Source organism: Streptomyces sp. NBC_00285 (assembly GCF_036174265.1).
Classification (GTDB): Bacteria; Actinomycetota; Actinomycetes; order Streptomycetales; family Streptomycetaceae; genus Streptomyces.
This window is the reverse complement of record NZ_CP108055.1, coordinates 6,188,922-6,203,180: the sequence shown is the minus strand read 5'-3', so window position 1 is coordinate 6,203,180 and position 14,259 is coordinate 6,188,922. Positions and strand designations below refer to the sequence as shown.

Sequence of the window (14,259 nt, the reverse complement as noted above, 5' to 3'; positions counted from 1 at the left end):
CAGTGGACGCGAGCAACTGAGGACAAGCCCTCGGCCTATTAGTACCGGTCACCTCCAGCGGTTACCCGCCTTCCAGATCCGGCCTATCAACCCAGTCGTCTACTGGGAGCCTTAACCCCTCAAAGGGGGTGGGAATACTCATCTCGAAGCAGGCTTCCCGCTTAGATGCTTTCAGCGGTTATCCCTCCCGAACGTAGCCAACCAGCCATGCCCTTGGCAGGACAACTGGCACACCAGAGGTTCGTCCGTCCCGGTCCTCTCGTACTAGGGACAGCCCTTCTCAATATTCCTGCGCGCGCAGCGGATAGGGACCGAACTGTCTCACGACGTTCTAAACCCAGCTCGCGTACCGCTTTAATGGGCGAACAGCCCAACCCTTGGGACCGACTCCAGCCCCAGGATGCGACGAGCCGACATCGAGGTGCCAAACCATCCCGTCGATATGGACTCTTGGGGAAGATCAGCCTGTTATCCCCGGGGTACCTTTTATCCGTTGAGCGACGGCGCTTCCACAAGCCACCGCCGGATCACTAGTCCCGACTTTCGTCCCTGCTCGACCCGTCGGTCTCACAGTCAAGCTCCCTTGTGCACTTACACTCAACACCTGATTGCCAACCAGGCTGAGGGAACCTTTGGGCGCCTCCGTTACTCTTTAGGAGGCAACCGCCCCAGTTAAACTACCCATCAGACACTGTCCCTGATCCGGATCACGGACCCAGGTTAGACATCCAGCACGACCAGACTGGTATTTCAACGACGACTCCACAGACACTGGCGTGCCCGCTTCACAGTCTCCCAGCTATCCTACACAAGCCGAACCGAACACCAATATCAAACTGTAGTAAAGGTCCCGGGGTCTTTCCGTCCTGCTGCGCGAAACGAGCATCTTTACTCGTAGTGCAATTTCACCGGGCCTATGGTTGAGACAGTCGAGAAGTCGTTACGCCATTCGTGCAGGTCGGAACTTACCCGACAAGGAATTTCGCTACCTTAGGATGGTTATAGTTACCACCGCCGTTTACTGGCGCTTAAGTTCTCAGCTTCGCCACACCGAAATGTGACTAACCGGTCCCCTTAACGTTCCAGCACCGGGCAGGCGTCAGTCCGTATACATCGCCTTACGGCTTCGCACGGACCTGTGTTTTTAGTAAACAGTCGCTTCTCGCTGGTCTCTGCGGCCACCCCCAGCTCACCGAGTAAATCGGATCACCAGTGATGGCCCCCTTCTCCCGAAGTTACGGGGGCATTTTGCCGAGTTCCTTAACCATAGTTCACCCGAACGCCTCGGTATTCTCTACCTGACCACCTGAGTCGGTTTAGGGTACGGGCCGCCATGAAACTCGCTAGAGGCTTTTCTCGACAGCATAGGATCATCCACTTCACCACAATCGGCTCGGCATCAGGTCTCAGACTATATGAACGGCGGATTTGCCTACCATTCGTCCTACACCCTTACCCCGGGACAACCACCGCCCGGGATGGACTACCTTCCTGCGTCACCCCATCACTCACCTACTACAAGTCTGGTTCGCCGGCTCCACCACTTTCCATTCCCCGAAGGGTCCGGAACGGCTTCACGGACTTAGCATCGCCTGATTCAATGTTTGACGCTTCACAGCGGGTACCGGAATATCAACCGGTTATCCATCGACTACGCCTGTCGGCCTCGCCTTAGGTCCCGACTTACCCTGGGCAGATCAGCTTGACCCAGGAACCCTTAGTCAATCGGCGCACACGTTTCCCACGTGTGTATCGCTACTCATGCCTGCATTCTCACTCGTGAACCGTCCACCACTAGCTTCCGCTGCAGCTTCACCCGGCACACGACGCTCCCCTACCCATCCCAGCCCCCGTTGGGGGTATGTGCTGGAATGACACGACTTCGGCGGTACGCTTGAGCCCCGCTACATTGTCGGCGCGGAATCACTAGACCAGTGAGCTATTACGCACTCTTTCAAGGGTGGCTGCTTCTAAGCCAACCTCCTGGTTGTCTGTGCGACTCCACATCCTTTCCCACTTAGCGTACGCTTAGGGGCCTTAGTCGATGCTCTGGGCTGTTTCCCTCTCGACCATGGAGCTTATCCCCCACAGTCTCACTGCCGCGCTCTCACTTACCGGCATTCGGAGTTTGGCTAAGGTCAGTAACCCGGTAGGGCCCATCGCCTATCCAGTGCTCTACCTCCGGCAAGAAACACACGACGCTGCACCTAAATGCATTTCGGGGAGAACCAGCTATCACGGAGTTTGATTGGCCTTTCACCCCTAACCACAGGTCATCCCCCAGGTTTTCAACCCTGGTGGGTTCGGTCCTCCACGAAGTCTTACCTCCGCTTCAACCTGCCCATGGCTAGATCACTCCGCTTCGGGTCTTGAGCGTGCTACTGAAACGCCCTATTCGGACTCGCTTTCGCTACGGCTTCCCCACACGGGTTAACCTCGCAACACACCGCAAACTCGCAGGCTCATTCTTCAAAAGGCACGCAGTCACGACGCACCAAGTAAACTTGATGCGCGACGCTCCCACGGCTTGTAGGCACACGGTTTCAGGTACTATTTCACTCCGCTCCCGCGGTACTTTTCACCATTCCCTCACGGTACTATCCGCTATCGGTCACCAGGGAATATTTAGGCTTAGCGGGTGGTCCCGCCAGATTCACACGGGATTTCTCGGGCCCCGTGCTACTTGGGTGTCTCTCAAACGAGCCGTTGACGTTTCGACTACGGGGGTCTTACCCTCTACGCCGGACCTTTCGCATGTCCTTCGTCTACATCAACGGTTTCTGACTCGCCTCACAGCCGGCAGACTGTGAAAGAGAGATCCCACAACCCCGCACACGCAACCCCTGCCGGGTCTCACACGTATACGGTTTGGCCTCATCCGGTTTCGCTCGCCACTACTCCCGGAATCACGGTTGTTTTCTCTTCCTGCGGGTACTGAGATGTTTCACTTCCCCGCGTTCCCTCCACATACCCTATGTGTTCAGGTATGGGTGACAGCCCATGACGACTGCCGGGTTTCCCCATTCGGAAACCCCCGGATCAAAGCCTGGTTGACGGCTCCCCGGGGACTATCGTGGCCTCCCACGTCCTTCATCGGTTCCTGGTGCCAAGGCATCCACCGTGCGCCCTTAAAAACTTGGCCACAGATGCTCGCGTCCACTGTGCAGTTCTCAAACAACGACCAGCCACCCATCACCCCCAACCTGAGCTGGAGTTCACTGGGGCCGGCATCGAGGGAATTTCATTCCCTCAGACACCCAACAGCGTGCCCGGCATCCCCGCCACTCATGATCAGCTTTCCACGCTCCGAAGAGCAGTACTTGCAGCCCGAGATGACTGACGATGCCGAATAATCAACGTTCCACCCGTGAGCAACCACCGTCGAACGTATGCCGACGTAATGGCCCTGGACCACCGGGCAAGCCCGGCAGCCTAGATGCTCCTTAGAAAGGAGGTGATCCAGCCGCACCTTCCGGTACGGCTACCTTGTTACGACTTCGTCCCAATCGCCAGTCCCACCTTCGACAGCTCCCTCCCCACAAGGGGGTTGGGCCACCGGCTTCGGGTGTTACCGACTTTCGTGACGTGACGGGCGGTGTGTACAAGGCCCGGGAACGTATTCACCGCAGCAATGCTGATCTGCGATTACTAGCAACTCCGACTTCATGGGGTCGAGTTGCAGACCCCAATCCGAACTGAGACAGGCTTTTTGAGATTCGCTCCACCTCACGGTATCGCAGCTCATTGTACCTGCCATTGTAGCACGTGTGCAGCCCAAGACATAAGGGGCATGATGACTTGACGTCGTCCCCACCTTCCTCCGAGTTGACCCCGGCGGTCTCCTGTGAGTCCCCGTCACCCCGAAGGGCACGCTGGCAACACAGGACAAGGGTTGCGCTCGTTGCGGGACTTAACCCAACATCTCACGACACGAGCTGACGACAGCCATGCACCACCTGTACACCGACCACAAGGGGGGCACCATCTCTGATGCTTTCCGGCGTATGTCAAGCCTTGGTAAGGTTCTTCGCGTTGCGTCGAATTAAGCCACATGCTCCGCTGCTTGTGCGGGCCCCCGTCAATTCCTTTGAGTTTTAGCCTTGCGGCCGTACTCCCCAGGCGGGGAACTTAATGCGTTAGCTGCGGCACCGACGACGTGGAATGTCGCCAACACCTAGTTCCCACCGTTTACGGCGTGGACTACCAGGGTATCTAATCCTGTTCGCTCCCCACGCTTTCGCTCCTCAGCGTCAGTAATGGCCCAGAGATCCGCCTTCGCCACCGGTGTTCCTCCTGATATCTGCGCATTTCACCGCTACACCAGGAATTCCGATCTCCCCTACCACACTCTAGCCTGCCCGTATCGAATGCAGACCCGGGGTTAAGCCCCGGGCTTTCACACCCGACGTGACAAGCCGCCTACGAGCTCTTTACGCCCAATAATTCCGGACAACGCTTGCGCCCTACGTATTACCGCGGCTGCTGGCACGTAGTTAGCCGGCGCTTCTTCTGCAGGTACCGTCACTTTCGCTTCTTCCCTGCTGAAAGAGGTTTACAACCCGAAGGCCGTCATCCCTCACGCGGCGTCGCTGCATCAGGCTTTCGCCCATTGTGCAATATTCCCCACTGCTGCCTCCCGTAGGAGTCTGGGCCGTGTCTCAGTCCCAGTGTGGCCGGTCGCCCTCTCAGGCCGGCTACCCGTCGTCGCCTTGGTGAGCCATTACCTCACCAACAAGCTGATAGGCCGCGGGCTCATCCTTCACCGCCGGAGCTTTCAACCACCACAGATGCCCGTAGCAGTGATATCCGGTATTAGACCCCGTTTCCAGGGCTTGTCCCAGAGTGAAGGGCAGATTGCCCACGTGTTACTCACCCGTTCGCCACTAATCCCCACCGAAGTGGTTCATCGTTCGACTTGCATGTGTTAAGCACGCCGCCAGCGTTCGTCCTGAGCCAGGATCAAACTCTCCGTGAATGTTTACCCGTAATCGGGTGCACACATCACGAGAGCGGAGCAACCACCGGAATAAGGCGGTCACTCACAGCGTCCTCGCTGTGTATTCTTCAAAGGAACCTCATCTACGACCATGAAGGCCGGAGATGGGGTATCAACATATCTGGCGTTGATTTTTGGCACGCTGTTGAGTTCTCAAGGAACGGACGCTTCCTTTGTACTCACCCTCTCAGGCTTTCCTCCGGGCGCTTCCCTTCGGTCTTGCGTTCCCGACTCTACCAGACCGTTTCCCGATCCGATTTCCTCGGCGCTTTCCAGGTTCCCGCTTCCGCGTTTCCCTTTCCGGCGGTTCCGACTCTATCAGATCCTTTCGGGCCTGACTCCCAGTCAGAGGGGGCTTGCCTTCCCGGCTGTTGGGCCGTTCCGACGAGTGAGACTTTAGCGGATTCCCGGCTCCCGAGCTAATCGGGGACCGTCGTCCTTTCGAACGCGGATTCCTCATTTCGCGAATACACACGCCAATGCGGCGACGGCAGACAGAGCGACTGTCGTCGTTTGTTGGCTGGTCTTGCGGAATGGCTGTCCGGGGACCGACCGGGGTCGGCGCTCACGTCGGACAACTCGGAGAACACTACGTACCGGGCTAGGGGGTGTCAACTCAGGTCCGGACGGGCCCCTGCGGGCGTAGGCTGGCCTGTATGACAACGCGTACGTGCACCCAGCAGTGGTGGGCCGCCTGACGGCGGCCGGAGTCACGTATGTACTCAACGGCCGCCGCCTCGGCGGCCGTTCTTGTATCTCCCTCCAGTACTCCTGAGGGTCGGCCGGCCGGGGCGGCGGTCTCGACCAAGAGGTGGAGAGATGACGCGGGTCTTCAGCGGGGTCAAGCCGACGGGGCATCTGACCCTGGGGAACTACCTGGGAGCGATGCAGCAGTGGGTCGCGGTCGATCAGCGCCGGGCGGAGTCGTTGTTCTGCATCGTCGACCTGCACGCCCTGACCGTCGACCATGATCCGGCTCGGGTGCGCCGGCTGAGTCGGCAGGCGGCGACGCTGCTGCTCGCGGCGGGACTGGATCCCGAGCTGTGCACCGTGTTCGTACAGAGTCATGTGGACGAGCACGCGCGGTTGTCGTACGTGCTGGAGTGCGTGGCCACGGACGGCGAGATGCGGCGGATGATCCAGTACAGGGAGAAGGCCGCTCGGGAGCGGGCACGGGGCGGGAGTGTGCGGCTGTCGCTGCTCACCTATCCCGTGCTGATGGCGGCGGACATCCTGGCGTACGGGGCCGACGAGGTGCCGGTCGGGGACGACCAGGCTCAGCATGTGGAGCTGACGCGGGATCTGGCGGTGCGGTTCAACCAGCGGTACGGCTACACGTTCGTCGTGCCACGGGCCACCGTGCCGACAGTGGGCGCGCGGGTCATGAATCTGCAGGAGCCGACCTCGAAGATGGGGAAGTCCGACGACTCCGGGCCGGGGATCGTCTATCTGCTCGACGAGCCGGACGCCGTGCGGAAGAAGATCATGCGGGCCGTGACCGACAGCGGGCGCGAGGTCGTGTACGACCGGGAGGCCCGGCCCGGTCTGGCGAACCTGCTGGAGATCCTCGCGTCCTGCACGGGTGGGAACCCATCGGAGCTGAGCGGTGTATATGAAACGTACGGCGCCTTGAAGAAGGACACCGCCGAGGCCGTGGTCGAGGTCTTGAGGCCCGTGCAGGACAGGCACAGGGAGTTGTGCGCGGATCCTGGCTATGTGGAGGGGGTGCTGCGGGATGGCGCGGAAAGGGCGCGGGCGATGGCGCGGCCGACCGTGGATGCCGCTTATCGCGCGATCGGGCTGCTGCCGGCGGCCTCTGGCGCGGAGGGTGCCGATACCGGAGCGGTCGGCGGCAGCGGGGGCGTGCTGAACGCTGCCCGGTAGGCCCGTGGGGTGGTGGTGGGGCGCGATGCGAAGTGCTGGCCGCATCGTGACCTCGCTGCCGACGCCTGTGCGGCGGGCGGGGTGGGCGCGGTGTGGTTGCCGCGCCCATGGGGTCAGTCCTTGGTGCCGGAGGCCAGTTGGCGGCTGCGGTCGCGGGCGGCTTCGAGGGCGGCGATGAGGGCGGCTCGTACGCCGTGGTTCTCGAGTTCGCGGATGGCGCTGATGGTGGTGCCCGCGGGGGACGTGACGTTCTCGCGGAGTTTCACCGGGTGTTCGCCGCTGTCGCGGAGCATCGTCGCGGCGCCGATCGCGGACTGGACGATCAGGTCGTGGGCCTTGTCGCGGGGCAGGCCGAGCAGGATGCCGGCGTCCGTCATGGCTTCGACCAGGTAGAAGAAGTATGCCGGTCCGGAGCCGGAGAGGGCGGTGCAGGCGTCCTGCTGGGACTCCGGGACGCGGAGCGTCTTGCCGACGGCGCCGAAGATCTCCTCGGTGTGCGCGAGGTGGTCACCGGTGGCGTGGGTGCCGGCGGAGATCACGGACATGGCCTCGTCGACCAGGGCGGGGGTGTTGGTCATGACACGGACGACCGGGGTGCCGGTGGCGAGGCGCCCCTCGAAGAAGGAGGTGGGGATACCGGCGGCGCCGCTGATGATCAGGCGGTCGGCGGGGACGTGCGGGGCGAGTTCGTCGAGGAGGGTGCCCATGTCCTGCGGCTTGACCGTGAGGATCAGGGTGTCGGCGGTCTTGGCGGCTTCCGGGTTGGTGACCGGGGCGACTCCGTAGCGGGTGCGGAGTTCCTCGGCTCGCTCGGGGCGGCGGGCGGTGACCAGGAGGTCGGCCGGGGCCCAGCCGGCGCGGATCATTCCGCTGAGCAGGGCTTCGCCGATCTTGCCGGTGCCGAGGACTGCGACTTTCTGGCTCATGCGGTTCAGTCTGGCACCGGTCGGACGGGTGCAGGGTCGGTGTCCGGTGGGCGGGACGTGGGTGAAGCGCACCCTCGACCAGCCCCCTACGCCGTCCTTCGCCTGAGTGTTGCCGCTCCCAGGAACAGGACCAGCAAGGCGCAGCCCGCCACGATCAGTGCGTCTCGTACGAAGGTCGCTGTCATGTTCGTGTGCTGGAGGACCTCGTTCATGCCGTCGACGGCGTAGGACATGGGGAGGACGTCGGAGATGGCTTCCAGGGCGGGGTGCATGTTGTCGCGGGGCGTGAAGAGGCCGCAGAGGAGGAGTTGGGGGAAGATCACGGCCGGCATGAACTGGACGGCCTGGAACTCGGAGGCCGCGAAGGCCGAGACGAACAGGCCGAGGGCGGTGCCGAGCAGCGCGTCGAGGAGGGCCACGAGCAGCAGGAGCCAGGGGCTGCCGGTGACGTCGAGGCCGAGGAACCAGACGGCGAGGCCGGTCGCGAGGGCGGACTGGATGATCGCGAGGGTGCCGAAGGCGAGGGCGTAGCCGGCGATGAGGTCGCCTTTGCCCAGCGGCATGGCGAGGAGCCGTTCGAGGGTGCCGGAGGTGCGTTCGCGCAGGGTGGCGATGGAGGTGACCAGGAACATCGTGATGAGCGGGAAGATCCCGAGGAGGGAGGCGCCGATGCTGTCGAAGGTGCGCGGGCTGCCGTCGAAGACGTAGCGCAGCAGGAGCAGCATCACGCAGGGGATCAGGATCAGCATCGCGATGGTGCGTGGGTCGTAGCGGAGCTGGCGCAGGGCCCGGGCTGCGGTGGCGGTGGTGCGGGAGAGGCTGAGGGCGCCGGTGGGGGCGGACGCGGGCCTGATCGGGGTCGGGGTCGTCGTGGTCATCGCGTGGGCTCCTTGGTGCGGCTTGCCTCGGCGGCCTGGTCGACGAGGTGGAGGAAGGCCTCCTCGACGGTGGCGGAGTTCGTGTGGGTGCGGAGGGCCTCGGGGGTGTCGTCGGCGAGGATCTCGCCCTGGCGCATCAGCAGGAGGCGGTGGCAGCGCTCGGCCTCGTCCATGACGTGGGAGGAGATGAGCAGGGTGGCGCCGTGGCGGGCCGCGATGTCGTGGAACAGGTTCCAGAGGTCGCGGCGCAGGACCGGGTCGAGGCCGACGGTGGGTTCGTCGAGGACGAGGAGTTCGGGGGTGCCGAGGAGGGCTACGGCGAGGGAGACGCGGCTGCGCTGGCCGCCGGAGAGGTTGCCGGCGAGGGAGTCGGCGTGGGTGGTGAGGTCGACGTCGGTGATGGCCCGGGTGACGTCGGAGTGGCGGCGGTCGGCTGCCGCGCGGCCGGGGGCGAGGATCGCGGCGAAGTAGGCGAGGTTCTGGCGGACGGTCAGGTCGTCGTAGACGGACGGTGCCTGGGTGACGTAGCCGATGCGGGTGCGGAGTGAGGGGTGTCCCGCGGGGTGGCCCAGGACGTCGAGAGTGCCGGTGACCTTCGCCTGGGTGCCGACGATCGAGCGCATCAGCGTGGACTTGCCGCATCCCGAGGGGCCGAGGAGTCCGGTGATCTGGCCTCGGGGGACGTCGAAGGCGAGGCTCTGCAGGACGGTGCGGGGGCCTCGGACGACGGTGAGGCCGTCGGCGTGGACGGCGGGGGTGGCCGGTGGTTCATCCGTGCTGTCGTCGCCGTCGTAGCTGTCGTAGCTGTCGTCGGGTGGCCGCGAGGTTTTATTCATCATTCGATGAATATTGCTCCTGCGGGTCGGAGCCGTCAAGCGGGTTGCGTTCGGCGGCGCAGGCGCACGGTGGCGCGATAGGTGCAGGGGGCGCGGTGGGTGCCGGAGGCGCGGTGGGCCGAGGTGTGTGGGCTTCGCCGTCGCTCTGCCGTGAGGGCATGCGGATGGTGCGGCGGTGGCCGTCGTTGTGACAGTGGGGCTGGAGTCGGGTGGGTCAGGCGGTGGTGACCAGCAGCTCTACGTCGTAGGTCTCCTCGACGGTTCCGTCCGGGAAGAGCTCCAGCAGGATGCGGCGCTCCTCGGCGAGGAAGGCGCCCGCCTGTTCCTCGCCCGCGACCAGGAACAGCGAGTGGCTGCCGATGTTGGCGAGGTGAGTGTCGACGGGGACGTGGCGGCTCCAGCGGACCGTGCGCTCCGCGAAGTCCAGGCCACCGGTGGGATCGGCCTGGGCGGACCGGGTGCCGCTGCCGTTCACCGGTACGGCCGGACCGGCACCGTAGGCCTTGAAGTGCTCGATGATGCGGTCCAGTTGAGCGGTGACCCACGGCACGTCGAGGGTGTGGGTGTTCCACCACAGGGCGAGCGCGCCGCCGGGGCGCAGGACGCGGAGGGCTTCCGGGACCGCGCGAGTGGGGTCGGTCCAGTGCCAGGACTGGGCGTAGGTCAGGAAGTCGACGGAGTCCGCGAGGAGGGGGAGGTCGTTGCCGTCGCCCCTGACGATCGGGATGTCCGGGTGGGCGAGGCGGAACTGTTCGGCCATACCGTCCCCGGGCTCGACGGCGACCACCTGGGCGCCCCGGCCGTGCAGCAGTGCGGTCGCGATGCCCGTACCGGCGCCGATGTCCGCGGCGCGGGCCCCGGCGAGGGGGCGGCCAGCGAGTTCCTCGATGGCGTCGAAGAGGGCCGGCGGGTAGGAGGGGCGGCTGGCTGCGTACTGGGCTGCGGCGGCGTTGAAGGAGTGGGCGCGGGTGGTGTGGAAGGAAGCCGTCATGGGGCCATGGTGGCCGGGGTGGGTGTGGAGTGCGCTGAGTTTTCGGTGAGAAACCGGGGCGAGGGACAGCGCGGGTCCCGGCACGTTCAGCGGCTGCGCTTCCTCTTCGAGGGGTCGCCGGTGCGGCGCGTACTGCGCTTCGCGTGCAGTTTCAGTGCCGCCTCGTACTCCTCGCGATGGAGTTTTTCGCCGGGCGCCTCGGTGAGGGAACGGAAGAAGTAGGCAAGCAGGGAGCCGACGAAGCCGATGGCGAGCAGGCCGCGCAGCGAGGCCTGGCGGTCGGGGTCGGGGTGCTTGCCGAAGCCGTCCCAGGTGTTGCGGAAGGCCAGTGCGCTGCAGATCGCGAACATGGCGATGACGAGGACGGTCACGAAGCTGCCGGTGTCGGCGATCTGGAGGCCCTCGTAGGCGAAGCGGAGGATCAGGCAGGAGGCGAAGGCCGCGGCGAGGGAGCCCGCGGCCGCGCCGACGCGGCGGAGGGCGTAGCCGTTGTCGTGGTTCGCCCAGGTCGTGCCAAAGAAACGGATCGGTTCGGGGCGGGGGCCGCCCGTCGGGGAGCCCGCGGGGATGTCCTGGGTGCCGGATTCGTCGCTCACGGGACGATTATGGCTCCGGGACGGGAGCGGGCTCCCTTCGGGGATCAGGAGCAGCGTGCGGCGATGCAGCCGTCGCTGCCGGTGTGGACGTAGGCGTCCGAGACGTACTCGCCGTTATCGCAGTAGATCGCCACCTGCGCGCCCTCGGGCAGGACCCGCACGAGGTGTAGCTGGAGCTGGGGCCGCTGCGGACGTTCAGCTGGATCTGCGTCTCAGAGAAGTCCTGGGTGGATCCCCCCGCCGGGATCGGTGAGCAGGATCGGTGACGAGGTCAGGCGCAGCGCGAGGCGACGTAGCCGTCGCTGCCGGTGAGGACGTACGCGTCCGAGACGAACTCGCCGTTGGCGATGTTGTCCCAGATGTTCGACGTGCCGTACGGGCCCACCACCGAGGTGCCCGGTGACTGGCAGTAGATCGCCACCTGCGCGCCCTCGGGCAGGACCCGGACGATGCCGTACTGCGTGCCGGGGCCGCGGCGGACGTTGAGGCGGTAGCCGGGTGCGACGGAGTAGTAGTGCACGGACGCGGTCGCGGCGGCTGCCGTCGTGACGGTCTCGCTCTTGCCGCCCTCGACTTCTTCGGTGTGGTCAACAGACATGAAAGGCCTCCCCCGTTGGTCCCCATGAACGCCATGGGGACCCGTTGATTCCCCTGAATCACACCATGAAACACATGTACGTAACTCGCACGCGGACACTAGCAAGCCGCCTCTGTCTCGTACGCGTCATCGACTAGGCTCCGTGCGTCGCGCGCGCGGACGATCAGCACGGGGGTGGTTCCATGGCGCCACAGGGCAACACCGGAGCGGGCGCGGAAGCGGAACTTCCCGAGTACGCCGGTCACTACCGACTGGAGTCATGCCTCGGGTCCGGCGGGATGGGCGTCGTGCATGTCGCGCGCAGCGCCTCGGGGATGAAGCTCGCGGTGAAGGTCGTCCATACCGAGTTCGCCAAGGACCCCGAGTTCAGGGGGCGTTTCCGGCAGGAGGTGGCCGCGGCCCGGAAGGTGAGCGGGGCGTTCACCGCGTCCGTCGTCGATGCCGACCCCGATGCCGGGCGGCCCTGGATGGCCACGCTGTTCATTCCCGGCCCGACGCTCTCCGACGAGGTGAAGCGGAACGGCCCCATGCCTCCTGCCGAGTTGCGCCGACTGATGGCGGGACTCGCGGAGGCGTTGCGGGACATCCACCGGGTCGGGGTGGTCCACCGGGATCTCAAGCCGAGCAATGTGCTGCTCGCCGAGGACGGCCCGAAGGTCATCGACTTCGGCATTTCTCGGCCAAAGGACAGCGAACTGCGCACCGAGACCGGGAAGTTGATCGGCACTCCGCCGTTCATGGCGCCCGAGCAGTTCCGGCGGCCCCGGGAGGTCGGGCCCGCCGCCGACATCTTCGCTCTCGGGTCCGTGATGGTGCACGCGGCCACGGGGCGGGGGCCGTTCGACTCCGACAGCCCCTACGTCGTCGCCTATCAGGTCGTGCACGACGAGCCGGACCTGACCGGCGTACCGGCGAATCTCACGCCGATCATCGTGCGGTGCCTCGCGAAGGAGCCCGAGGACCGGCCGACTCCGGACGAGTTGATGCGGGAACTGCGGTCGGTGGCGGCCTCGTACGACACGCAGGCCTTCATACCGACACAGCGCACGGGTGACGTGCCGGCACCTGCGCGGGAGGTCGCCGAGCCGGTGCGACGGCCCAGGAGGCGCCTGCGCAGGAGTGTGCTGCTCGGCGCCGGGGCGCTGGTCCTCGTCGCAGGCGGGGTGTTCGCCTCGGTCCACCTGCTCGGCGACACACAGCAGCCCGCGCCGACGGAGACCAGTACGTCCCGGGCCAGGGCGTCCGAGTTCCGCGCCTGGGCGGCGAAGCCGGTGGCCGGTGGCAAGAGCACGCCCCGATGCTCGTACGGGAAGGGCAGGCTCTTCTGCGTCCAGGCAGGACAGGTCTTCGCCCTCGACCCGGCCGACGGCAGGCTGCTGTGGCGGCACTCGGCCGACACGAACCGCTGGAGCGTTCCGCCCGCACTGTCCGGTGGCCTCGTGGTGCCGTTGGCCGACTACGGCAGCCATCTGGAGGCGTTCGATCCCGCTTCGGGCCGGCCGCGTTGGCAGCGCAAGGTGCCGGCGTACGACGGCGTCTGGTCGGCCGACGGCATGCTCCTGCTCACCGGGACGGACGGGACGGTGACCGGCGTGGCCAGCGCGTCCGGCGACACCAGGTGGAGCAAGGAGATACCGGGCCACGCAACGCCGTCGTTCTTCACGTTTCCCGGAGACCCGCTGGTGTACGCAACGAGCACGTCCGTCGACGGGTCGAGCACCCGGGTCACCGCCGTGGACGCGACCACGGGTGACGTGCGGTGGGACAAACGCCTCGACGGCGCTCTGACGCCCATCGGCTCCGAGGACGGCTCCGTCTTCTTCCTCTCCGTCGACCAGGTCTACGACTACACCAGGGCCGTGGTCCGCTACACCCCCGAGTCCGGAGCGACCCGCAAGGTGAACTTGCCCGTGCCCCGTCAGGGCGCCCAGGCCACTGTGCACGCAGGTGTCGTCTACGTACTGGCCACAGGCGGCGCCCTGGAGGCCGTCGACGTCGGCACGGGCAAGCAGCTGTGGCACCTCGAAACCTCGGTGAGCCGGGGGTCCGTCCCGGTCTCCGACGGGGGTCACGTCTTCGTCACCGCTTCCGACGGACGGCTGCTCGCCGTGGACGCACGCAAGGGGACGCTCACCGGGCAGACGCCGGCACGGCTCGGCGCGAACGCGGGCGACGTGATCGCCACGCTGCCCGAGCCCGTCCTCGCCGGCACCCACGTCTACGCCACCGCCCCCGACGGCACGGTCTTCGCGGCGGACAGCCGCAGGCCGTCGGAGTGGTGAGCCGTGGGCAGTCGGGCTGGTGAACCACAAGCCCCCGGTCCGGCAACGCCGTTGTCCCTCGCCCCGGTGGTGCCGCAGGCCGTCGGCCGGTGACGCCGCAGGTCCCCGCCCCGGTGATGCTGCAGGCCGTCGGCCGACAACGCCGTAGGTCCCCGCCCCGGTGATGCCGCAGGCCGTCGGCCGGTGACGCCGTAGGTCCCCGCCCCGGTGATACCGCAGGCCGTCGGCCGACAACGCCGTAGGTGCCGGGCCGCGAAGGAGAAAGGGGCCGC

The 14,259-nt window shown here is 65.5% G+C and carries 8 protein-coding genes, 2 rRNA genes and 1 pseudogene; 2 read left to right on the top strand and 9 right to left on the bottom strand.

Annotated elements, in window-relative coordinates; all coding sequences use genetic code 11:
- Positions 1-18: 18 nt before the first annotated feature.
- Together OHT57_RS28755 and OHT57_RS28750 are read right to left on the bottom strand one after the other, a co-directional pair.
- Positions 19-3,142 (bottom strand): 23S ribosomal RNA (locus tag OHT57_RS28755).
- A 305-nt stretch (positions 3,143-3,447) separates the two neighbouring features.
- Positions 3,448-4,975, bottom strand: a 16S ribosomal RNA gene (locus OHT57_RS28750).
- The 16S and 23S rRNA genes sit together here, the layout of an rRNA operon.
- Positions 4,976-5,815: 840 nt before the next feature.
- Between OHT57_RS28750 and trpS the strand changes: the two genes are divergently transcribed.
- The gene (gene trpS / locus OHT57_RS28745) at positions 5,816-6,880 is read left to right on the top strand and encodes a tryptophan--tRNA ligase (protein ID WP_328749433.1); all 1,065 of its coding nucleotides are present in this window, start codon (positions 5,816-5,818) and stop codon (positions 6,878-6,880) included.
- A 113-nt stretch (positions 6,881-6,993) separates the two neighbouring features.
- On the opposite strand, the gene proC is transcribed toward trpS, so the two are convergent.
- From proC to OHT57_RS28710, 7 genes and pseudogenes are all read right to left on the bottom strand, one after another.
- Positions 6,994-7,806, bottom strand: a complete 813-nt coding sequence (gene proC, locus OHT57_RS28740; RefSeq protein ID WP_328749432.1) for a pyrroline-5-carboxylate reductase — start codon at positions 7,804-7,806, stop codon at positions 6,994-6,996.
- 86 nt (positions 7,807-7,892) lie between these two features.
- Positions 7,893-8,684, bottom strand: coding sequence for an ABC transporter permease (locus OHT57_RS28735; protein WP_328749431.1), 792 nt, complete (start codon positions 8,682-8,684; stop codon positions 7,893-7,895).
- Positions 8,681-9,523, bottom strand: coding sequence for an ABC transporter ATP-binding protein (locus OHT57_RS28730; RefSeq protein WP_328749430.1), 843 nt, complete (start codon positions 9,521-9,523; stop codon positions 8,681-8,683). Before OHT57_RS28730 ends, OHT57_RS28735 begins: the two co-directional genes overlap by 4 nt.
- 211 nt (positions 9,524-9,734) lie before the next feature.
- Positions 9,735-10,511, bottom strand: coding sequence for a class I SAM-dependent methyltransferase (locus OHT57_RS28725; RefSeq protein ID WP_328749429.1), 777 nt, complete (start codon positions 10,509-10,511; stop codon positions 9,735-9,737).
- Between the two features lie 86 nt (positions 10,512-10,597).
- Positions 10,598-11,107 (bottom strand): EamA/RhaT family transporter, encoded by a 510-nt coding sequence (locus tag OHT57_RS28720; protein ID WP_328749428.1) that lies wholly within the window; start codon positions 11,105-11,107, stop codon positions 10,598-10,600.
- A 44-nt stretch (positions 11,108-11,151) separates the two neighbouring features.
- Positions 11,152-11,312 (bottom strand): annotated as a pseudogene (locus tag OHT57_RS28715) (SH3 domain-containing protein); the annotation flags it as partial.
- A gap of 66 nt (positions 11,313-11,378) precedes the next feature.
- The gene (locus tag OHT57_RS28710; protein WP_328749427.1) at positions 11,379-11,705 is read right to left on the bottom strand and encodes an SH3 domain-containing protein; all 327 of its coding nucleotides are present in this window, start codon (positions 11,703-11,705) and stop codon (positions 11,379-11,381) included.
- A 182-nt stretch (positions 11,706-11,887) separates the two neighbouring features.
- Between OHT57_RS28710 and OHT57_RS28705 the strand changes: the two genes are divergently transcribed.
- Entirely contained in the window at positions 11,888-13,987 is a 2,100-nt protein-coding gene (locus OHT57_RS28705; protein WP_328749426.1) for a serine/threonine-protein kinase, read from the top strand.
- Positions 13,988-14,259 lie beyond the last annotated feature (272 nt).

Coding starts and splice junctions, on each gene's coding strand:
- OHT57_RS28710 (WP_328749427.1), bottom strand. CDS start 11,705: ATGTCTGTTGACCACACCGAAGAAGTCGAGGGCGGCAAGAGCGAGACC.
- OHT57_RS28705 (WP_328749426.1), top strand. CDS start 11,888: ATGGCGCCACAGGGCAACACCGGAGCGGGCGCGGAAGCGGAACTTCCC.
- trpS (WP_328749433.1), top strand. CDS start 5,816: ATGACGCGGGTCTTCAGCGGGGTCAAGCCGACGGGGCATCTGACCCTG.
- OHT57_RS28725 (WP_328749429.1), bottom strand. CDS start 10,511: ATGACGGCTTCCTTCCACACCACCCGCGCCCACTCCTTCAACGCCGCC.
- proC (WP_328749432.1), bottom strand. CDS start 7,806: ATGAGCCAGAAAGTCGCAGTCCTCGGCACCGGCAAGATCGGCGAAGCC.
- OHT57_RS28730 (WP_328749430.1), bottom strand. CDS start 9,523: ATGATGAATAAAACCTCGCGGCCACCCGACGACAGCTACGACAGCTAC.
- OHT57_RS28735 (WP_328749431.1), bottom strand. CDS start 8,684: ATGACCACGACGACCCCGACCCCGATCAGGCCCGCGTCCGCCCCCACC.